This is a genomic window from Streptomyces sp. N35, assembly GCF_016464295.1.
Classification (GTDB): domain Bacteria; phylum Actinomycetota; class Actinomycetes; order Streptomycetales; family Streptomycetaceae; genus Streptomyces.
In genome coordinates this window covers 69,775-90,430 of sequence record NZ_JAEIMH010000030.1, presented here as the reverse complement: position 1 = coordinate 90,430, position 20,656 = coordinate 69,775, and the positions used below count along the sequence as shown (strand labels likewise).

Genomic DNA, 20,656 nt, shown 5'->3' with positions numbered 1-20,656 from the left:
GTAAGGGACAAGGCGCACCACCACGCCCGCCGCCCCCGGGCCGGGGGGCGCGCCCGTTGTCGAACAGAGGCTGCGGCGGATCAGACGGCCTCGACCGTGACCTCGATGTTGCCGCGGGTGGCCTTGGAGTACGGGCAGACCTGGTGGGCCTTGTCCAGGAGCTCCTGGGCCTTGGCGATGTCGACCGTGGGGATGGTGGCCTTGATGGCGACGATGATGCCGAAGCCCTCGTCGTTCTGGCCGATGCCGACCTCGGCGGTCACGCGCGAGCCGGTGATGTCGGCCTTCTCGTTGCGGGCGACGACGCCGAGCGCACCCTGGAAGCAGGCCGCGTAACCGGCGGCGAAGAGCTCCTCGGGGTTGGTGCCGGCGCCGGAGCCACCCATCTCCTTGGGTGGGTTCACGACGACGTCGAGGTTGCCGGACTGCGCGGCGACGCGGCCGTCACGGCCGTTCTCGGCGGTGGCGACGGCGGTGTACTTGACGTCCGACTGCTGGATAGCCATGAAAGAGCGTTTCCTCCTGTTGTGTGCCCGCCGGGCTCGCGCCCACGACCCTGACAGGCTCTCTGGGGCAGATTACTTGACCGGGTTGACGATCATCTTTCCGGTGTTGTCACCGCGCAGCACACCCAGGAACGCGTCCACGCCGTTCTCGATGCCCTCGACGAAGGTCTCGCGGTACTTGAGCTCTCCGGAGGCGATCCAGCCGGCCGTCTCCTGGATGAACTGCGGCGCCAGGTCCTGGTGGTCCATGACGAGCATGCCCTGCATGCGCAGGCGCTTGCCGATCAGCATCGCGAGGTTGCGCGGGGCGGCCGGCGGCTCGGTGGCGTTGTACTGGGAGATCAGTCCGCAGACCGTGATCCGGCCGTGCACGTTGAGACGGCTGATGGCCGCTTCCAGGTGGTCGCCGCCGACGTTGTCGAAGTAGACGTCGATGCCCTCGGGAGCGGCGGCCTTGAGCTGCTCGGCCACGGAGCCGTTCTTGTAGTTGAAGGCCGCGTCGAAGCCGTACTCCTCGACCAGCAGCTTCACCTTGTCGTCCGAGCCCGCGGAGCCGATCACGCGCGAGGCGCCCTTGAGGCGGGCGATCTGGCCGACCTGGCTGCCGACGGCGCCGGCCGCGCCGGACACGAAGACCGCGTCCCCCTCCTTGAAGGAGGCGACCTCGAGGAGGCCGGAGTAGGCGGTCAGACCGGTCATGCCGAGCACACCGAGGTACGCGGAGAGCGGCGCCACGTCCGGGTCGACCTTCTTGGCGTGCTGGGCGGGCACGTCCGCGTAGTCGCGCCAGCCGAGGCCGTGCAGCACGTGGTCGCCCTCGGCGAAGCCCTCCGCGTTCGAGGCGACGACCACGCCCACCGCGCCGCCGTCCATCGGCTGGTCCAGCTGGAAGGGCGGGGTGTAGGACTTCACGTCGTTCATGCGGCCGCGCATGTACGGGTCCACGGAGAAGTGCAGGTTCTTCACCAGGATCCGGCCCTCGGCGGGGGCGTCGAGCGGGGTCTCGCGCAGCGCGAAGTCCTCGGTCTTGGGCCAGCCGTGCGGGCGGGCGACGAGGTGCCAGGCGCGGGAGGTGGCGGGGAGGGAAGACATGGGGCGGCCCTTCTGACGGTGCGGACGGCGGGGGTGCGTCAGCCGGTGGTTCGGATTCAGGTGGTTCGGATTCAGGTGGTGCTTGGCTTCAGGTGGCGCTTCGCTTCAGGTGGTGCTTCGCTTCGGACGGCGATTTATTTCAGGTGGTGAAACAACCATGCGGCTTGATATTTCACTATGTCAAGTAAATGGGTACCCTGGTGAGCATGGCCACCACCCCCGTACCCCGCGTCGACCCGCTCACCATCGAGGTCGTCGAACTGATCGGCACCGTGGTGGCGCGCTACCACGAGGAGTACGAGCGGGCCGCGGGCGCACACTCGCTGACCGGCGCCCAGGCCCGGGTCCTCGCCCTGCTCACGCTCGAACCGCTGCCGATGCGGAAGATCGCGGTACGGCTGAAGTGCGAGCCGTCCAATGTCACCGGCATCATCGACCGCCTGGAGGCCCGGGGCCTGGTGGAGCGGCGCCCGGATCCGCAGGACCGGCGTGTGAAGCTCGCGGCGGTCACGGACGAGGGCCGGCGCACCGCCCGGGAGCTGCGCGACGGTCTGGCCTTCGCCCGCGAACCGCTGGCCGAGCTCTCGCACGAGGAGCGGGTGGTGCTGCGGGACCTGCTTGCACGGATGCTGGGCTGAGGTCGCGTACGGGCCGGGCCGATGCGCCCGGTCCGAGCGGTGTCAGTGGGCGCTCCTACAGTGGCCCGCATGCCGAACCCCGCACCCGATCTGCCCGTACACGCCCTGGCCCACCGCCCGTTGACGCCCGAGGCCGTCGCCGAGCTGCTCGCCCTGCCGGCCACGACGGAGCTGCGCGGGGACGAGGACGCGACCGATGCCGAGCTGGCCCGGCGCGGCTGGACCACGGACGACGCCGTTTTCGACGGGTACATGCGGACCGGGCACGGACATATGCACTGCTGCGACAACCCTTACGAACCGTTCGGTGACCCCGAGGGGCTCCACCTCCTGGCCTTCGGCGAGCTCTATCCCGTCGATCCGGAGGACGAGGACATGACCAACGGCCCCTGGCTGTACGGGCAGATGGAGGACTGGGCGACCCAGCCCGGTTGGACGGGCCTGCGCCCCGCGACCGTCGGGGACTGCGAAGCGGTGCTGGCCCAGGCGGCGCAGGCCGTGACCGAGCAGCTGGGCGCGGGGCCGGAACGTACCGTGGTCTGCGACGCCACCGTGGTCACCGGCTCCGCGATGACCCACCGGATCTGGCGCACCGCCACCCATGCCCTGGTCCTCGGTCCGCACGCGGACAACGGGCCGTACGGCTATCTCACGCACCTCCAGCTGTCGCTCACCCCGCTGGACTGCGGGCCCGAACTGCCGCCCGCCGAGGACGAGAAGGCGCTGACGCGGTGGATCACCGCGCACGTCGACTGGTGACCTCCCGCCGCTGAGGGCTCACGTGCACCAGAACAGGAAGCGCTCGCAGTCCTTCGAGGGGGTCGGCTCGGGCTTCGGCTTCGGCTTCGACGTGCGGGTCGGGCGGGGTGCGCTCGTGGCAGGCGGATCGTCGTCGGACGGCGCCGGATCGAGCGCCGAGGCGCTGCCGTCCGGGCTCTGCACGGGAGCGGACGAGGATTCCGACGCGCTCGGTTCGGCCTGCTGACGGGTGGGCTGCGCGGCCGACGTGGGCCCATCGCTCGCAGTGCCGGTCTCCGCGAAGGACGAGGACATGGACGGGTCCGGTACGGAACGGTCCGGGGACGCCGATGGGGCCGCCACGTTCTCCGTGGGGTGCTCCGTGCCCAGTTCCGCGAGGCTCAGACCGCCCGCCGCGAGCGCCAGACCGGCCGTGATCAGAAGCACCTTGTGCCGCTTGCGGCGGTGCGCGCGCTGGGACGCGCGGGAGCGCGGGGCGCGCCTGCCGCGGTGGGAGCGGGTGCCCGACGGCTGCTCGTCGGGCTGGTCCGACTCCGGTGCCGCCTCGACGGCAGCGACCTCCTCGGCGTACCGGCGCACGGCGTCGACGGGGGTTCCGCAGCCGGGGCAGGCCAGGGCGCCGTTGAGGTGGCGGCGACAGGGGTGGCAGTAGTCCATGGTGTGGGGAGGCTAGGCCCACCTGCGGTAACGGCAGATGCAGGCGCTGTGAAAGTTCTGTGGCAAACAGTGAGTCCTGTGGTGTCCGGTGACGGACGCGCTCAGGCCGTACGGGCCAGGGGCGCGCCCTGCTTGCGGTAGTGGCCGGGGGCGACTCCGTATTCCCGCTTGAAGGCCTTGGCGAAGGCGAACTCCGAGGTGTAGCCCGCCTGTTGGGCCAGGACGCGCAGCGGCGCGTCGCCCGTGCGCAGGGCGCGGCCCGCGAGCGTCATGCGCCACCAGGTCAGATACGTGAGCGGCGGCTGCCCGACGAGCGTGGTGAAGCGGCGCGCGAAGGCGGCCCGGGACAGTCCGGCGCGTGCGCCGAGCTCCTCCACCGTCCAGGGCCGCGCGGGGTCGTCGTGCAGTGCGTGCAGGGCGGCCACCACCGCCGGATCGCTCAGCGCACCGGCCCAGCCCGCCGGGCAGTCAGGCCGGTCGGTCAGCCACCAGGTGCGCAGCAGGTAGAGCAGCAGCGAGTCCAGGAGCGCGGGGACGATCGCGTCGGATCCTGGCTGGGGGTCGGCCAGTTCGGCACCGAGGAGGTCGACGGCCGAGCGCAGCCGGTCGTGCGTGCCGACGCGGGCGGGCAGGTGGATGTACGGCGGCAGGGCGGAAAGGAGGGGGTGGGCGCGCCGTCGGTCGAGTTGGTAGGCGCCGCACATCATCAGGGTGTCGCCGGGCTGTACGGGGCCGTCGGGGCGCGGTGGTGCGATCCAGCTGCCGTCGGGGTTGAACCGGGCTTCTTCCAGAGGGGTTTCAGGGTGGTCGGCGAGTCCGTGACCGTTGCCGTGGGCCATGAAGACGATGTCGCCGGGGCCGAGGGCGACGGGTGCGCCGGAGCCCGCGGGCGGGAGCAGCCAGGCGGAGCCCTGGAGGACGACATGAAAGCCCGCTCCGTCGGAGGAGGGGAACCGTATGCCCCAGGGTCCTCGCTCGACGCTGCGGGAGGAGTGCGGCCGGCCGATCCGCATGGCGGCGATGGCATCGCTCAATACATCCACGGGGCAAGACGATAGGACATAACTGGGAGGCAGACAGACATGGATCGTCTCTTCTCTGCTCCGTAGCGTCGTCGGCATGACAACTGACACACAGCGCAAGGGCAGGACGGCAGGCATGACCCGGGCCGTCGTCTTCGACTCGCTCGGCGGTCCCGAGGTCCTGAAGGTCGAGGAGGTGCCGCTGCCCTCCCCCGGCGCGGGCGAGATCCAGGTCCGTGTCGAGGCGATCGGGCTCAACAGGGCCGAGGCGCTGTTCCGTTCGGGCGGCTACTACTACCAGGCGACGCTGCCGGGTTCACGGCTCGGCTACGAGGCGGCGGGGGTGGTCGAGGCCGTGGGCGAGGGGGTCACGGCGTACGCGCCCGGGGATCAGGTGCTCGCTACCGCCGGCTTCGACTTCGGCACGCACGGGGTGCATGCCGAACGGGTCGTCCACCCGGCCGAGTTCTGGGTACGTAGCCCTGAGGGAACGGACGCGCGCACCGCCGCGGCGGCCTGGCTGACGTACACCACCGCGTACGGCGCCCTGCACGAGACCGCGCGCATGGCACCCGGTGACCATGTGCTGATCACCAGCGCCTCAAGTGGTGTGGGGACGGCGGCGATTCAGGTGGTACGGCGCGCGGGCGCGATCCCGGTCGTCACCACGCGGGGCGAGAGCAAGCGGGAGCGGCTCCTGGAGCTGGGCGCGGCCCATGTGATCGTGACGGACACGGAGGACCTCGCGAAGGAGGTCCACCGGATCACCAGGGGCAAGGGCGCCGACCTGGCCTTCGACGCGATCGGCGGCCCCGGCTTCCGGGCGGTGGGCGACGCACTGCGCCCCGGTGGCACGGTGGTGCTCTACGGGTGGCTGGACCCGGGCCCGATCCACCTCTCCTTCAACTGGCCGCTCACCGTGCATACGTACAACAACGGCGTCCTCATCGACGATCCGGGCTTCCGTGACCGTGCCGGTGCGTATCTGGCCTCGGGTCTCGCGTCGGGTGCTCTGGCGCCGGTGATCGCGGAGACCTTCGACGGGCTCGACCGGATCCAGGAGGCGCACCGGCTGATGGAGTCCTCCGCGCACACCGGGAAGATCGTGGTGCGGGTGGCATGACGTACGGCTTCGCCTGCTCCTGGGTGGCATGACGTACGGCTCCGCCCGCCCCTGGGTCGCGTGAGAGACGGCTTCACCCGCCCCGCGGATCGCCTGGCTCCCCCTCACCCGCCCCCGAGCACCCCCCTCAACCGCTGCGCCCGCAGCACCAGTTCCAGCTCGAAGCGGCGGTCCGGGTCGTCGACCTCGTCGCCCCACAACTCCCTTATCTGGCGCAGGCGGTAGCGCACGGTCTGCGGGTGGACGCCGAGGCGGGCGGCCACCTCGGGGGCGCCGCCGCGGGTCTCCAGCCAGGCGAGCATGGTCTCCGCGAGGCGGCGGCCGTGGGAGGGGCCGCAGTGCGCGAGCGGCGCGAGACAGCGGCGGGCGAGGTCGTCGAGGAGCTCCTCGGGCTGGAGCAGGACGAGCGCCTCGGTGTGCTCCGTACAGAAGAGGACTTCGCCGGCGGGGAGCAGTCCGCGTTCCATGAGACCGACCGCGGCCTCCGCCCAGCGCAGGGACTTGCCCGCGTCCGCGAGCGGCACGGGCGGGCCGATGGCGCCGGACCAGCCGCTCAGCGCGCGGCGCAGATGCTCGGCGCGGCCGGCCGCGTCCGGGTCGGGCACGACCATGCGCGGCTGCTCGCTCTCCATGTCGAGCAGGACGCCCTGGCCGACCGGGGGTGCCATGGCCTCGCGGGCCGGGCGGCGAAGGACGCCGACCGCTACCTGTTCGGGCAGGTCCCAGCCGACGCGGGCGGCGCGTTCGGCGAGCAGGTCGGAGGGATCGCTGCGGTGCTCGGCAAGCAGCAGCTCCATCAACTTGCGCTGCAGTCGCAGGCGTTCACCGGCCTGACGGGCCGCTGCCTCGGCGTAACCACGTACCGACAAGTCCACAAGGCCGTCCAGATACTCGAAGCCCGCCTCGGCGAGCTCGTACATGGCAGGGGGCGGGATCGCCACCTCCTGTCCGATCTCGGTGAGCCGGCGCCAGGCGAGCCGCACGCCCAGGCGGTAGACCGCCTGCAGGGAGTCGAGGGTGCGGCCGTGCAGCCCTTCGCCGCGGCCGAACTCCTGGAAGATCTCCAGCTGATAGCGCGGCCGGTCCTCGCGGGTGGCGAGTTCCCGTACGAAGCCGTCGAGGGCGCGGCGGATGCCGATCAGGGCCATGGGCTCGCCCGACTCGTCCAGGACGAGCTGGAGTTGGGGGTACTCGCGGCGGATCTCGCGCAGGATGTCGTCGGCGAGCCGCGGCACCTCGTCGAGGGCGCGTTCGGTGAACAGTTTCATCTGCAGGCGCGGTACGTCGCGCCACGCCGAGTGGCCGGTCACGGCCATCAGCGGTCCTGCGGCGTCTCGTAACTGATCAGCGGGGTGTTGGGCTGGTCGGGCGTGGCGTTCAGGAGCGCCACGATGCCGAACGCTGCGGCGACAGCGAGTACCGCGGCGACGGCCGCGGTGAGTGCGCCGGCGACAAGTCTGTGCATGACGGGGTCCGCCTCTCGACTCACGGGTTGAGTGGTCACCACAACCCGTATCGGTAGAGAGCCCAACCGGTCCACTGCCGGCCCCATCCGGCAAGTGCCCAGTGTTGAGGGTCCATTGACAGTGCGTCAAGAGTGCGCCTACGGTTCCCGGCCCATACAGCACATGCTGTTTTTGTACAGCTCGTGCACGTCTCGCGCACCACCGAACGGCGCCCTCGACCGGGGTGCCGCACTCGACCCAACCCTCCTTGGAGTGCCCGGATGCGCCGTACCGCTTCCCCGTTGTCGCTGTTCATCCTGGGGCTGGGCGTGTTTCTGCTCGTCCTCGCCCCCCTGCTCGCGTGGTACGTGGAACCGCGCGCCAAGCGCACTCCGACCGATATCGACACGACGACCGTCTTCACCGGCAAGGGCGCGTATTTCGACACCGGCGAGGTCGAGACCCTGAAGAACCAGAACCTCACGGTGACCCGCCAGGTGCGCGGCGATGTCGCGGACAGCAGCGACGAGGTGGCCGTCTGGGACGTGGTCACCTCGGTTGATCCGGACAAGTCGCTGCCGGCCTCCTCGCCGCACGACTCGCTGCAGTGGACCCAGGAACGCTGGGTCACGGACCGCGAGACCAACCGGCCCGTGCACTGCTGCCAGGAAGAGCCCTACTTCGAGGGCGAGGCGTATCTGAAGTTCCCCTTCGACGTGGAGAAACGCTCCTACCGCTGGTGGGACAACACCCTCGGCGCGACGGTGCCGCTCACGTACGAGGGCAAGCGGAAGGTCCAGGGGTACGAGGGCCTGCTGTTCAAGGCGAAGGTGGCGCCGGTCAAGACCGGGACGCGCCAGGTTCCGGGCGTGCTCGTCGGCTCGAAGGCCGGCCAGGTGATGGCCGAGGAGTGGTACGCCAACCACGGGATCGAGCTGGTCGCCGATCAGCGCACGGGCCGCATCATCTACGCGCAGATCGGGCCCAAGAAGACGCTGCGGGCGCCGGGTTCGGACGAGGACGCGGTGGTGCTGCTCGAGAGCGAGAAGATCGCGTTCACCGAGAAGACCCAGAAGGCGCAGGTCGCGCTGGCCGAGGACGACAGCGCCCGATTGAAGCTGGTCGGCGGGACATTGCCCGTCGGGGCGGGGGCACTCGGACTCGTACTGGTCGCGGTCGGCGCGGTGCTCGTCATCCGCGGACGGGAACGGCCGAACGCCGGGCCGCCGAACGAACCGGAATCGGGATCGCCGGCGCCCGCACCGGTTTCTGCCCCGGTTTAGACCACTTGCCCCAATACCCGGGTGCCACCGAGGACTTCCTCACGAAGTGATGAGCCGTCAGCCCCAAGTGGGCCCGAAATTGTCACCTCCGTGAGTAGCCGGAGCGAACACGGGGGCGAAAACTGTCTCTCCACTTGAGAGCCCTACCGAAAGTGCACAGCCGGTCCACAGTCGGAAATCCCCACTCGCACCACCTGAGTTGACGTGCTCCCCCACAGCGCGGCACGACCGTAAGGAAAGGCCCCAGCCACCTCCTATCGGCCCCCGAACGATCCCCCCACAGACGTTCCGCACCCCGAGACGAGTTGGAGCTCGAATGCCCCAGCACGTACCCCCCTCGCTGCGCGACTCTTCCCCTCAGGAGGCCCTGCACCCTGCCCTCGACAGCGCGGTACCGCCCTACCCGCGCCGCATCGTGTTCCTGGCCCGCCGCGACCTGGGCAACCCGGCCGCCGGCGGCAGCGAACTGCTCGTCGACCAGCTGGCCGAGGGCCTGACCCACGCCGGCCACCAGGTGACGCTGCTGTGCGGCGGGCCCGCGGCCTACCGCGACTACCGAGTGGTCTCCGCCGGCGGCGACCTCGCCCACCATCTGCGCGCCCGCTCGGCCTTCGCCCGTCAGGTCGGCGACTGCGACCTGCTCGTCGAGGTGTGCAACGGCATGCCGTACCTGGCACCCCTGTGGCACAGCGGACCGACGCTGTGCCTGGTCAACCATGTGCACACCGACCTGTGGGGGATGCGCTATCCGGGCCCCGCGGCCCGGCTCGGCCGAAGACTCGAGCACTGGGCGCTGTCCGGCGCCCAGCGCGGCAATCTCCTGGTCGCCGTCTCCCCCTCGACGGCAACGGCGTTGCGCGAGATCGGCGTACCGCGTGAACGCATCCGCGTCGTGCACAACGGCGTGGACGAGCCCGGCCCGCAGGAACCCCGCTCGGAGGAGCCCCTGTTCCTCGCGATGGGCCGGCTCGTCGAGTACAAGCGGATCGATCTGCTCCTGCGGCTGTGGGAGCGGGTCCGCCCGGTCACCGGCGGCCGCCTCGTGATCGTCGGTGACGGTCCCGAGCGGGAGCGGCTCGAGCAACTGGCCGGCCCCGGCGTCCAGTTCACCGGACGGATATCGGAGGCCGAGAAGCACCGGCTGCTCTGCGCCTCCTGGCTGCTGCTCCACCCCTCCGCCGTGGAGGGCTGGGGCCTGGTCGTCACGGAGGCCGCGACCCGCGGGACTCCCGCGATCGGATTCGATGTTCCCGGGCTCAGGGACTCCGTGGAGGACGGCGTGACCGGCATCCTCGCCCGCGGTGAGTCCTCGTTCGCGGCGGCCTGGTGCACGCTCGCGCTGTCCGCGGAGCGCCGTAAGGCCATGGGCAAGGCGGCCGCCAACAGAGCGGCGCGCTACCGCTGGTCGCACACCGTGCGCCAGTTCCAGGCCGTGGCCGCGGAGGCGGTCGCACTGAGGCGAGGGCGGGTGCGGTGAGTTCAGCTACGGGGGCGGCGGCCAAGGACTCTTCCGTGCGGAGGACCAAAGATCCTTCCGTACGGAGGTCCTTGGCCCTGTTCCGTGCGTTCCTGCGCGAACAGCAGGACCCGGAACACTGCTACACGCTGCTCGCCCGCGACGCCGCCGACCAGGTGGAGGCGTACGGTCCCCTCGAAGGCCGTACGGTCCTCGACATCGGCGGCGGGGGCGGCTGGTTCACCGAGGAGTTCCGCCGGCGCGGCGCGCACAGCTATCTCTTCGAACCCGACGCCGGCGAAATCGGCAAACAGCCCCCGAAGGGCACCGTGCTCGCCGACGGCTATCTGCTTCCGCTCGCGGACGGGGTCGCCGATGTGGCCTTCTCGTCCAACGTCCTCGAGCACGTGGACGATCCGGGCACCTTCCTCAGCGAGATGGTGCGGGTGACCCGGCCCGGCGGACTGATCTACGTGTCGTTCACGAACTGGTTCTCCCCCTGGGGCGGCCACGAGTGGGCGCCCTGGCACTACCTGGGCGCCGAGCGCGCCCGCAGACGCTACGAACGGCGGACCGCGAGGCCCGCCAAGCACACACTCGGCGAGAACCTCTACGCGATCCACATCGGCACGACACTCCGCCAGGTACGGGCCCGGGACGACGTCGAGATCGTCTCGGCCCGCTCCCGCTACTGGCCGTTCCTGGCGGGGGCCGTGACGAGAGTGCCCGGACTGCGTGAGTTCGCCACTTGGAATCTCCTTCTCATTCTCCGGCGGTGTCCATGACCAGCACGGTCCAGTCCCCGCAGCTCCCGCCCCAGGCGCCGGCGCCCAACGCGCCGCCGACCCAGGGGCCGCCCGAAGGGCCGCGCTCGCGGCGCTGGCTGCTCGGGTTCTGGGCCGTGGTGTTCGTCCTCTTCCTGGCGGCCGCGCCAGGACGTATGACCTTCGACACCAAACTCGGTGTCAACGTCGATCCGTGGAAGTTCTTCAGCGACCTCGGTCAGCTGTGGCACGACCGCAACGGGTTCGGCGGCATCTCCGACCAGTACATCGGCTACGCCTTCCCCCAGCTCCCCTTCTACGGGATCGCCGACCTCCTGCAGCTGCCGGTCTGGCTGACCGAGCGGCTGTGGATGTCGCTGATCGTCGCGACCGCGTTCTGGGGCGCGCTGCGCCTGGCCGAACGCCTCGACATCGGCAGCCGTCACTCGCGCCTCCTGGGCGCGATGGTCTACGCCCTGTGGCCCACGTACACGATCGTCGTCGGCTCGACCTCGGCGGCGGCCCTGCCCGGCGCCGTCCTGCCCTGGGTACTGCTGCCGCTCGCGAACGACCGGGTGAGCGCACGGCTCGCGGCGCTGCGCTCGGCCGCGATCATCCCGTTCATGGGCGGGGTCAACGCGGCCTCGGTGCTCGCCTCTTTGCTGCCCGTCGGCCTCTATCTCCTGTCCCGCCCGAACAGCCCCCGCAAGCGGGCGATGATCCTGTGGTGGGTGCCCGGCGTCATCCTCGCCACCGCCTGGTGGATCGTCCCGCTGCTGCTGCTCGGCATCCACGGCGAGAACTTCCTGCCGTACGTGGAGACCGCCGAGACCACCACGGCCACCATGTCCGGCACGGAGGTGCTGCGCGGCGGCGGCAACTGGGTGGCGTATCTGAACTTCGGCGAACCCTGGCTGCCCGCCGGCTGGGACGTGGCCACCGGCGTGCTCCTCATCGTCTGCTCCGCACTCGCCGCCGCCCTCGGTCTCGCGGGCCTGGCCCGGCGCGATCTGCCGGAGCGGCGCTGGCTGGTGCTGACCGTGATCTCGGTCGTCCTGGTCACCATGGCGGGTTACGGGGGTGCGTTCGGCGCTCCGTTCGCCGAGACCTTCCAGGGCTGGCTGGACGGCTGGCTGGTGCCGTTCCGCAACATCTACAAGTTCCAGACGGGTCTCGCGCTCGCGCTCGCCTTCGGTCTCATGCATCTCGTCGGGGTCGCCGCCGTCTCGCGCGGCGCACGTCCCGTGCGGGGACGGCGCCTCGCGCCCGTGATCGCGGCGGTCCTGGTGATCCCCGGGCTGCTGCTTCCGTATCTCAACGGCAATATCCTGCAGCCGGGTTCATTCCAGAAGCTGCCCACGTACTGGCAGGCGACGGCCGACTGGCTGAAGAAGTACTCGCCCGACTCGCGTGCCCTGGTCGTGCCCGCCACCGCGCACGGCATCTACAGCTGGGGCTCCCCCATCGACCAGCCCCTCGACGTGCTCGCCGAATCGCGTTTCGCCCAGCGGGACTACGTGCCGTTCGGACAGCCGGGCAACCGGCGGGCGATGGACGCGGTCGAGCAGGCGCTGATGACCGGCGGTGAAGTGCCGGGTCTGCGGGACTACTTGAGCCGCGCCGGGCTGTACTACGTCGTCGTCCGCAACGACCTCGACCCCGACCAGGTGGGCTACGTGCCGACCTCGACGGTCAAGCGGACCCTCGAGGAGTCCGGCTACGAGCGCGTGACCGGGCTCGGACCGCAGACGACCGGCGGCCGGATCTCCGACGACACCCCGATCCAGGTCGAGGGGCTGTATCCGCGCTCGCGCGCCGTGGAGATCTACGCGCCGTCGGACGCCACCGAGCGTCCCGGGCAGGCCGGGCTCAAGCCGGCCGCCAACACCGCGGTGGTGAGCGGCGGTCCTGAGGCGCTGCTCCCGCTGTCCGCCGACCCGGCGATGCGCAACCGTCCGACCGTCCTGGCCGGCGACAACCACCCGGGCGTCGGATCGCCCCAGCTCCAGGCGGTCGGCGACGGGTTGCGCCGGGCCGACACCCGCTTCGGCCTGGTCAACAACAACACCTCCTATACGTATACGAAGGACGAGCGCAACCACAGCGAGAGCCTGCAGGAGGCGGGCCGAAAGCCGCGCCAGGTCCTGCCCAGCGAGGGCATCGACCACCAGACGACGGCCGTGCTGCAGGGAGCGAAGGAGGTCACGGCCTCGTCCAGCGGCAACTGGTTCTTCTATCTGCCGCAGTACGACCCGGTGAACGCCTTCGACGGCAACCCCTCGACCGCTTGGACCGAGGGCAGCGCCGGTGAGCCGGAGGGTGAGTGGCTGCGGGTCGCGTTCGACGGTCGGCAGTACATACCGAGCGAGCTCTCCGTGACACCGCTCGCGCAGAACGGCGTACGGGCCGCGCCCACCCGGGTGCGGGTCGAGACGGACGGCGGCGGCAAGGCCGTGGAGAGCACGCTGCAGGCGAACGGCGCGGAGCAGAAGATCAAGGCGCCCTCCGGATCGGCGACTTGGCTGAAGATCACGATCCTGGACGTGGAGGAGGCACGGCCCGGCCTGTCCGGTGCCGGCTTCTCCGAGGTGTCCGTACCCGGGGTCGAGGTGAACCGGATGCTCGCGCTGCCCGCGGACGCCGCCGGCACCCAGGCCTCGGCGACCACGTACTCGCTGCACCGCTCCTCCGACCCGGGCGGTCTCTCCCCGCTGTCGGCGGAGACCGGCCTGAACCGTCAGTTCGACGTGAAGACGGCCGGTGAGTACAGCCTCGAGGCGAGCGCGGTCTCGGTGCCCGGCGAGGCCTACGACAAGCTGCTGTACAAGGTCGCGCCCGAGCAGGAGCAGCAGATCATCGCGACCGCGGATTCGACGGCCCAGCTGGGCCGGGGCCTGTCCCCGCGCAACCTCACGGACGGGGATCTCACCACGGCGTGGATCGCCGGGGACTCCAACGTGATCCATCTGAAGTGGCCGGACGCGAAGGAGGTCGACCACATCGTGTTCGCGGCGGCCGGCGGCCTGTCCACCCGGCCGCTGAAGGCGGAGATCAGCTCCCCTGACGGGTCGACCGTCGTCGGGATCGACGAGAACGGCAGCGCCCGCTTCGACCCGATCACCACCGACCGTCTCGACATCACCATCACGGAGACGGCACCGCTGACCGTCCACAACCCGCTCGCCGACGAGAAGTTGCAGCTTCCGGTCGGACTGACCGAGGTGTACCTGCCCGACCTGGAGCAGTACCGGACCAAGCAGCCCGACCCGGAGCGGCGCTTCACGCTCGCGTGCGGTGACGGGCCCGAGCTCACCATCGACGGCTCCCCGCAGCAGACCAGCGCCGAGGGCACGGTCCAGGACCTGATGGAGCGCCGCCCCATCGAGGTCAAGCTGTGCGGCGGCGCGGACGGCGTCGAGCTGGGCTCCGGGACCCACCGGGTCCAGGCGGGCGACGAGGACGCGCTGGCGATCACCGATGTCCGGCTCACCCGGGGCACGGTGCCCGAACCCGCCAAGGACCAGGGGTCGTTGACCGTCAACGACTGGGAGGGCGACCGGCGCTCCCTGACGGTCGACTCGGGCGCGGCCGCGTATCTGACGATGTACGAGAACTTCAACGACGGCTGGAAGGCCACCCTCGACGGCAAGGAGCTCTCGCCGGTACGGCTCGACGGCTGGCAGCAGGGCTTCCTGGTGCCGGACGGCGCGAGCGGCACGATCGATCTCGAGTTCGAGCCCGCGGCGACCTACGAGATCGGGCTCATCGCGGCCTGTGTGCTCGTCCTGCTCCTGCTGGTCGCGCTGGTCGTCTGGCGCCGTGACACCAACCGGCAGGGACCGTCCGCGGTGCCGCCGGACGCCGGGCTGATCCTCGGCACCGTGGTGCTCACCCTGGTGGGTGTGGTGATCGCGGGGCCGTTCGCCCTGCTCGTGCCGGCGCCCGCGCTGCTCGCCTGGTGGCGGCACGCGCTGCCCGTGCCGATCGCGTTCGTGGCGATGGCGGGAGCCGGGATCGCGGCGGCCGCCGGGGCCGGACAGGCCTCGGTGGCGGACGAAGGCGCGTTCTCGCCCGCGGCTCAACTCCTCGCGCTGATCGCGCTGTTCGCCGCCCTTGTGAGCGTGGGGACGGACGGGATGCGCCGGCAGGCGGCCACCAGGGTGGGGCCGGGCGCGGCGCCCGCTTCCGGCGGGCACCCGGATCCGGGTCCGTACGGGGGCTATACGTCGGGCAGTTCGGGTACGACGCTGCCCCTGGGCACGCCGGCGCCGTACGCGGCCAGTGGCACCCTGTCGGCTCGCGGACGCGGGGCCGCACAGCCGGAGCCGGACGAGGAACGGCCGACCTTCCGGCTGCCCCGTCGCAGGCGGGCCGCGGGTGCTGGGGCCGCGGGTGCCGCAGGAGCTGCGGGCGCCGCCGGTGCCGCCGGTGCCGCGGCATCGGAGTCCGAGTCGGCGGAGTCACCCGAGTCCGCCGGGCCCGCGGAGCCGGGGGCGCCCGGGGAGACGGAGCAGGCGTGGCCGCTGGATCTGGAGAAGCCGGCGCAGGAGCGGGCCGCCGAGGACCCGTCCGGCGCGGAACCGTCCGTCTTCGAGCCGCCCGCGAAGGGCACGCCCGCGTACCACCGTCCCACCCTCCTCGCCCTCCGCCCCCGCCCGACAGGGGAGGAACCGCCGGCCGACGCCCCCCCGGCCGATGCTCCGCCGCCCGCCGACACCGCACCGCCGTCCGACGAGGTGCCCCCGTACGACGCCCGTCCCGACGACCCGCGGGAGACCCGGGACACCCCTCCCGACGACGGAGACCGTGGAGACCGATCGGAGGACCGATGACCGCCGTGCAGCATCCCGCCTCGCGACCGGCGGCCGGCCCGCGCCGGGTGCCGTTCCCGGTGGTCGACGAGGTGGCACGGCACTGTCTGCAGGAGGAGGAGCCCGAGACCGTACACATCGAGGTGCATCTGCCCGGACAGCCCGACCGGCAGCGGCTGCAGGAGGCCTTCGGTGCGGCGCTGCGCCGCCATCCGCGGATTCTGATGCGGGAGGCGGCGGGGCGCTGGTACCGGCGGCGCTACGAGTGGGAGCTGACGGACCAGCCCGATGTGCCGGTGGTGAGTTTCCCGCCGTCCGGCCCGGATGCGCTCAAGCACGCGCGGGTACGGGCGCTGGCCCAGGCGCCGCCGCTGTCCGCGTCGCCGCCGATCCGGCTCGAAATGGTGGAGAACCCGGAAGTGGCGGGCGGGAGCGTGCTGTTCCTGACCATCAACCACACGGCCCTTGACGGTCCGGCCTGTCTGCGGGTGCTCGCCACGGCGGCCGAGCTGTACGGCGGGCGGGACAACGCGCCCGCGGCGCCGCCGGTCCGTACCGAGAGCTCCGAAGCGCCGGCCGTCGACATGCCGAGTTCCTGGGCGCCGCCCGCGCATGTGGCGGCCGGCACCCCGGAGCGCTCCCCCGGCAACGGCATGCTGATCGCCGAACTGCCGGTGCCGCGGCGCGAGAAGGGCGTCCCGTACACGGTCAACGACCAACTGATGGTCGCCACCGCGCTGATGATCGCGCACTGGAACCGTGAGCACGGCAAGGCGCCGCGGCCGATGCGGATCACGATGCCGGTGGACGACCGTCCGCGCGGCGCGGAGATGCCGATCGGGAACGGTACGCGCCTTGTCGAAGTACCTTTCGCCGCCGAGGAGTTGGACGCTTCGGGCATCGACGAGCTGCTGCGGTTGACCTCCGAGCGGACCCGGGCCCTGAAGTCCGTGGAGCGGCCCCAACTGGGCCACGGTGCGGCCCTGTTGACCGCTCCGGTGGTCCCGGTGGCCTGGCGGGCGGCGGTGACGCGCGGGCTGCGCAAGGCGGTCGGGCCGTGGACCTCGACCACCCTGCTCAGCAATATCGGCCGGGTCCCCTACCCGCTGGACTTCGGCGACGCGGGCCGGGCGCACGCCGTGTGGTTCTCGGCGCCGGCCCGTGTACCGCGCGGCCTCACGGTCACGACCGCGTCGACCGCGGGCCGGCTGCACCTGGCGCTGCGCTGGTCGAAGTCACTGCTCAGCGCGGGCGACGGGTCACATCTGCGCGATCTGTTCGAGCACTATCTGCACGCGACGGAACCGGGGCGCTCATGACCACGACCGACTCGACCGGAGCGCTCATGACCACGACCGACTCGACCGGGACGCTCATGACCACGACGACTCGACCGGGACGCTCATGACCACGACGACTCGACCGGCGGGCTCATGACCACCACCCAGCGCCGTCCGCGCCCGGGCCTGCGGGACTTCTACGAGAACCCCTCGGTGCCCGTGGCCTCCGGCGACGCCCGCAGCCTGCGCCAGGCGCGGATGCTCGCCGACGCGCTGGGCCCGGCGGTGGCCGCACCCGCGACAGTGCTCGACATCGGCTGCGGCGACGGCTCGGCCGCACTGACCGCGGCTCCCCTGCTGTCCGGCCATCGCGTCATCGGCGTCGACTGGTCCCAGGACGCCCTGCGCCGCGCCCGTACGCATATGTCCGATGTCGTACGCGGCGAACTCACCGACGGCGGCCTGCCGTTGGCGGACGGCTGCGCGGACGCGGTGCTCTTCAGCGAGGTCATCGAGCATCTCGTGGACCCGGACGCGGCCCTCGACGAACTGCGCCGCGTACTGCGCCCCGGCGGCCATCTGATGCTCTCCACACCGAACCTTGCCGCCTGGTACAACCGCGCGCTGCTCCTGGCCGGCGTCCAGCCGGTGTTCTCGGAGGTCAGCCTGCGCGGCATCCACGGCCGCCCGGGCTCGGAGGTGGTGGGCCATCTGCGCCTCTACACCGCCCGTGCGCTGCGGGAGTTCCTGACCGCCTCCGGTTTCGAGGTCGTACGGATGGCGGGGGCGCCCTTCCACGGCGTACCGCGTCCGCTGCGCGCCCTGGACCGGGCCGCGTGCCTGCTGCCCTCGGCGTCCTCGATCCTGCTCGTCCATGCGCGCAAACCCTCAGGCGGAGGCTAGCCATGTGGTGGGGGGTGGCGGCGGCACTGCTCGCGAACGCGCTCTACAGCGTGGGCTTCGTCCTGGAGAAACGCGCCCTCACCTCGATGCCCTCGCTCAACATCAGCCAGCCCTTCCGGCTGCTCGCGCACGTCCTGAGCAGCCCTCTGTGGGTGGGTGGCGCGGTGGCCCTCGCGGCGGGCTTCGGCGCGCAGCTGCTCGTCTACCGCACGCTGCCGATCGCCGCGGCCCAGGGCATCTTCGTCTCCGGTCTGGTGCTGCTCGTCATCCTGTCGGCGCGGATGCTGGGCGAGCGGACCAGCAGCCGGGAGCGCTGGGCCATCGCCTCGATCCTGGCCGCGCTCCTGATGGTGGTGCTCTCCCTCAAGGAGGGCGCGGACAAGGTCGGCACGCACGCACCGGTCCTGACGGTCATCGTGGTGTGCGTCCCGTCGCTCGCGGCCGGCCTCTGGCTGTACACGGCGGTCGACGGCCGCGCCCGCAACCGGCACCGGATGCCCACCAGCGGCGTCGGGTACGGAGTGGCCGTCGGGCTGCTCTACGGCGTGAGTTCCCTTGCCATCAAGGGCGTGTCCAGCCATCTGCTCGCCGACGACGACCGACGCTTCATGGACCGCTTCCTCGACCTGCTGATCTCCCCGTATCCCTATCTTCTGTGCTGTACGGGCGTGTTCGGCCTGATCATGTCGGCCGCGGCGCTGCAGCGCTCCCGCGCGTCACTGATCGTGCCCGTGTGCACGACGGTCACCAGTCTGTACACCGCGGTGCTCGGCACCCTGGCGTACGGCGAACCGCTGCCCACCGATCCGGTACGCCTGGGGCTGCGCCTCGCGGGGACGGGCCTCGCCGTCGTGGTCCTGCTGGCCCTGCCCCGGCATGACGGGGACGCGCAGGCGGGAACCGGTGCGGAGCAGCAGGATGCCGGTGCGGGGCCGGGTGCCGGTACGGAACCGGGTGCCGGTGCGGAACGGGAGCCGGGTGACGCTACGGAAGCGGATGCCGGTACGCAACCGGCTGCCGGTACAGAAGCGGGACCGGCAACGGACGCGGGTCCGGGGGGCGAGGCGGATCCCGCGTCGACACCGGAACCCGGATCCGGATCCGAATCCGAATCCGAGCCGCCCCCGCAGCACATCCGCTCCCCCCGCCGTCCGCCGCCGCCCATCGCCCCGGCCGGCCGGACCATCTCGACCCATCTGCCCCGCCGGGTGCCGCCCGCGAGCGCCCCGCCGCCGCCCAAGTCCTTCACCAACCGCCGCAAGCCAAGGAGTTGACCTTGCCGATGACCCCCGACGACCCCCTTCTCAAGATCCTCGCGTGCCCGCTCGACAAGGGCCCGCTCCATCTCCTCACCCCCGAGGAGGTGCTCTACAACCCCCGGCTGCGGCTGCGCTACCCCATCCTCGAAGGGATCCCCCAGCTGCTGCCGTCGTCCGGCGAACAGGTGCCGGACGAGGAGCACGAACGCCTCCTGAAGCGGATCGAACCGCTCGAGGCCGCGAAGGGAGCGACGGACTCCTCATGACCCTCGCCGCACGCGTCGGGCCCCTGCTCCCGGAACACGTGGTGGGCCGTCTCGCCCAGCTCCTCTATCCACGCTTCGAGCCCGAACTGGCGCATCTCGACGACTACTTGCCGCGCGGCTGCCGTACGGCGGTGGACATCGGCGGCTGGTACGGGCCGTGGTCGCGCCGCCTCGCCTCCCGTGCGCACCAGGTCGTGACCATCGAGCCGGTGCCGCATCTGGCCCGCACCCTGGAGCGGATCACTCCGCACAACGTGCGCGTGGTCCAGGCCGCGACGAGCGACAAACCCGGTACGGCACGGCTCTGGTTCCCGGCGGGCGACGCCGGCACCCGGGGTCTGTCCTCCCTGGTCCGCCGCGACATCCACACCCACGGCGTCGACGTCCGCTGCGTACCGGTCGACGAACTCGGCCTGCACGACGTCGACTTCGTCAAAATCGACGTGGACGGCAGCGAACTGGCCACCCTCCAGGGCGCGGAGAAGACCCTGGAGCGCGACCGCCCGGCGCTCCTCATCGAACTGGAAGCCCGGATCCAGCCCACGGCGCCCATCGTCGACCTGCTCACCGCGCACGGCTACCGCGGCTGGGTCCTGCCCACGGCGACCTGGCTCCCGCTCGACGACTTCGACCTGGATACCCACCAGCGCGCCACGGCCCACGTCGCGGGCCTCGGCCTGCTGCGCCGCATCCTCCCGTTCGCGGGCCCGCGCTACGTGACCCCGCCCCTCTTCCGGCGGCGGGGCCCCCGCCCCAGCCCGGCCCGTATCCCCGCGGCCCCGCGGCGGCCGCAGCGATAGAGGCCGCCGCTGCCGCACCGATGAGTTCCGTCCCCCACGGCGGTCCACCCTCCACACGCGAAAGTTTCGCGTGCCCGCTGCCCGAGAGGGATGAGCACGATGACCGACAGCAACAAGGCGCTACCACCCGTGGCCGATGCCAAGACCTGGCAGCAGGAGCTGGACGCTCTGCGCGTACGCGAGAAGGCCGCCACCCGCGAGCTGGACGCCATCGCGGCCCAGCGCCGCCGGCTGCCCATGGTGGAGATGCCCGACTACACCCTCCAGTCGGCACACGGCCCCGTCCGTCTCGTCGACCTCTTCGAGGGCAGGTCCCAGCTGATCGTCTACAACCACATGTGGTTCCCGGGCAAGAAGTGGCAGTGCTCGGGCTGCACCGGACTCACCTCCCAGTTCACCCGGCTCGACTTCCTCGACAACTGGGACGCCCGCTTCGTGATCGTCACCCAGGGCCCCATCGACGAGGCGCTCGCGTACAAGGAGCGGGTCGGCAACCGGATGACCTGGTACTCGACCGACGGGAGCCCCTTCGGCGCGGACGTAGGCGCCCCCCCCCCCGCCCGGATCGCGTGCCATGGCTTGTCTCCCGGCG

Annotated in this window: 18 protein-coding genes and 1 pseudogene; 13 read left to right on the top strand and 6 right to left on the bottom strand. The window is 71.4% G+C overall.

Features of this window, described 5'->3' with window-relative positions; all coding sequences use genetic code 11:
* Positions 1–80: 80 nt before the first annotated feature.
* Both JAO81_RS18575 and JAO81_RS18570 read right to left on the bottom strand, forming a co-directional pair.
* Complete coding sequence (locus JAO81_RS18575; protein ID WP_199548976.1) at positions 81–506, bottom strand: organic hydroperoxide resistance protein; 426 nt, start codon at positions 504–506, stop codon at positions 81–83.
* 72 nt (positions 507–578) lie between these two features.
* Positions 579–1,598 carry an NADP-dependent oxidoreductase gene (locus JAO81_RS18570; RefSeq protein ID WP_199548975.1) on the bottom strand — a complete coding sequence of 340 codons (1,020 nt, stop codon included), beginning with the start codon at positions 1,596–1,598 and terminating at the stop codon, positions 579–581.
* Between the two features lie 206 nt (positions 1,599–1,804).
* Here JAO81_RS18570 and JAO81_RS18565 point away from each other — a divergent pair, with 206 nt between their 5' ends.
* Both JAO81_RS18565 and JAO81_RS42550 read left to right on the top strand, forming a co-directional pair.
* Positions 1,805–2,236, top strand: a complete 432-nt coding sequence (locus JAO81_RS18565) for a MarR family winged helix-turn-helix transcriptional regulator (RefSeq protein ID WP_199548974.1) — start codon at positions 1,805–1,807, stop codon at positions 2,234–2,236.
* Between the two features lie 69 nt (positions 2,237–2,305).
* On the top strand, positions 2,306–2,995 hold the full coding sequence (locus JAO81_RS42550) for a hypothetical protein (RefSeq protein ID WP_233415554.1): 690 nt from the start codon (positions 2,306–2,308) through the stop codon (positions 2,993–2,995).
* An 18-nt stretch (positions 2,996–3,013) separates the two neighbouring features.
* Here the strand turns inward: JAO81_RS42550 and JAO81_RS18555 are convergent, their stop codons facing one another.
* Both JAO81_RS18555 and JAO81_RS18550 read right to left on the bottom strand, forming a co-directional pair.
* Positions 3,014–3,652, bottom strand: a complete 639-nt coding sequence (locus tag JAO81_RS18555; RefSeq protein ID WP_199548973.1) for a hypothetical protein — start codon at positions 3,650–3,652, stop codon at positions 3,014–3,016.
* A 101-nt stretch (positions 3,653–3,753) separates the two neighbouring features.
* Positions 3,754–4,695, bottom strand: coding sequence for an AraC family transcriptional regulator (locus JAO81_RS18550; protein WP_199548972.1), 942 nt, complete (start codon positions 4,693–4,695; stop codon positions 3,754–3,756).
* 76 nt (positions 4,696–4,771) lie between these two features.
* Here JAO81_RS18550 and JAO81_RS18545 point away from each other — a divergent pair, with 76 nt between their 5' ends.
* Positions 4,772–5,797, top strand: coding sequence for a zinc-dependent alcohol dehydrogenase family protein (locus JAO81_RS18545; protein WP_233415553.1), 1,026 nt, complete (start codon positions 4,772–4,774; stop codon positions 5,795–5,797).
* 104 nt (positions 5,798–5,901) lie between these two features.
* Here the strand turns inward: JAO81_RS18545 and JAO81_RS18540 are convergent, their stop codons facing one another.
* Both JAO81_RS18540 and JAO81_RS18535 read right to left on the bottom strand, forming a co-directional pair.
* Positions 5,902–7,113, bottom strand: coding sequence for a CdaR family transcriptional regulator (locus JAO81_RS18540; protein WP_199548971.1), 1,212 nt, complete (start codon positions 7,111–7,113; stop codon positions 5,902–5,904).
* A complete protein-coding gene (locus tag JAO81_RS18535) occupies positions 7,113–7,262 on the bottom strand; it encodes a hypothetical protein (protein ID WP_199548970.1) in 150 nt (49 codons plus the stop codon). The genes JAO81_RS18540 and JAO81_RS18535 overlap by 1 nt, the downstream gene beginning before the upstream one ends.
* A gap of 261 nt (positions 7,263–7,523) precedes the next feature.
* Between JAO81_RS18535 and JAO81_RS18530 the strand changes: the two genes are divergently transcribed.
* From JAO81_RS18530 to JAO81_RS18485, 10 genes and pseudogenes are all read left to right on the top strand, one after another.
* Entirely contained in the window at positions 7,524–8,525 is a 1,002-nt protein-coding gene (locus JAO81_RS18530; protein ID WP_199548969.1) for a DUF3068 domain-containing protein, read from the top strand.
* Between the two features lie 316 nt (positions 8,526–8,841).
* Positions 8,842–10,002 carry a glycosyltransferase family 4 protein gene (locus tag JAO81_RS18525; protein WP_199548968.1) on the top strand — a complete coding sequence of 387 codons (1,161 nt, stop codon included), beginning with the start codon at positions 8,842–8,844 and terminating at the stop codon, positions 10,000–10,002.
* A 35-nt stretch (positions 10,003–10,037) separates the two neighbouring features.
* Complete coding sequence (locus JAO81_RS18520) at positions 10,038–10,766, top strand: class I SAM-dependent methyltransferase (RefSeq protein WP_307813463.1); 729 nt, start codon at positions 10,038–10,040, stop codon at positions 10,764–10,766.
* Positions 10,763–15,577, top strand: coding sequence for an alpha-(1->3)-arabinofuranosyltransferase (locus JAO81_RS18515; RefSeq protein WP_199548966.1), 4,815 nt, complete (start codon positions 10,763–10,765; stop codon positions 15,575–15,577). The genes JAO81_RS18520 and JAO81_RS18515 overlap by 4 nt, the downstream gene beginning before the upstream one ends.
* Positions 15,574–16,875, top strand: coding sequence for a condensation protein (locus JAO81_RS18510; protein WP_199548965.1), 1,302 nt, complete (start codon positions 15,574–15,576; stop codon positions 16,873–16,875). Before JAO81_RS18515 ends, JAO81_RS18510 begins: the two co-directional genes overlap by 4 nt.
* Before the next feature lie 114 nt (positions 16,876–16,989).
* Positions 16,990–17,739, top strand: a complete 750-nt coding sequence (locus tag JAO81_RS18505) for a class I SAM-dependent methyltransferase (protein WP_199548964.1) — start codon at positions 16,990–16,992, stop codon at positions 17,737–17,739.
* A gap of 14 nt (positions 17,740–17,753) precedes the next feature.
* Positions 17,754–18,653 (top strand): annotated as a pseudogene (locus JAO81_RS18500) (hypothetical protein); the annotation flags it as partial.
* Positions 18,654–19,021: 368 nt separating this feature from the next.
* A complete protein-coding gene (locus tag JAO81_RS18495) occupies positions 19,022–19,264 on the top strand; it encodes a Trm112 family protein (RefSeq protein WP_199548963.1) in 243 nt (80 codons plus the stop codon).
* Complete coding sequence (locus JAO81_RS18490) at positions 19,261–20,064, top strand: FkbM family methyltransferase (protein ID WP_199548962.1); 804 nt, start codon at positions 19,261–19,263, stop codon at positions 20,062–20,064. Before JAO81_RS18495 ends, JAO81_RS18490 begins: the two co-directional genes overlap by 4 nt.
* 99 nt (positions 20,065–20,163) lie before the next feature.
* A partial coding sequence (locus tag JAO81_RS18485) for a DUF899 family protein (protein ID WP_199548961.1) occupies positions 20,164–20,656 on the top strand: 493 nt, incomplete at its 3' end.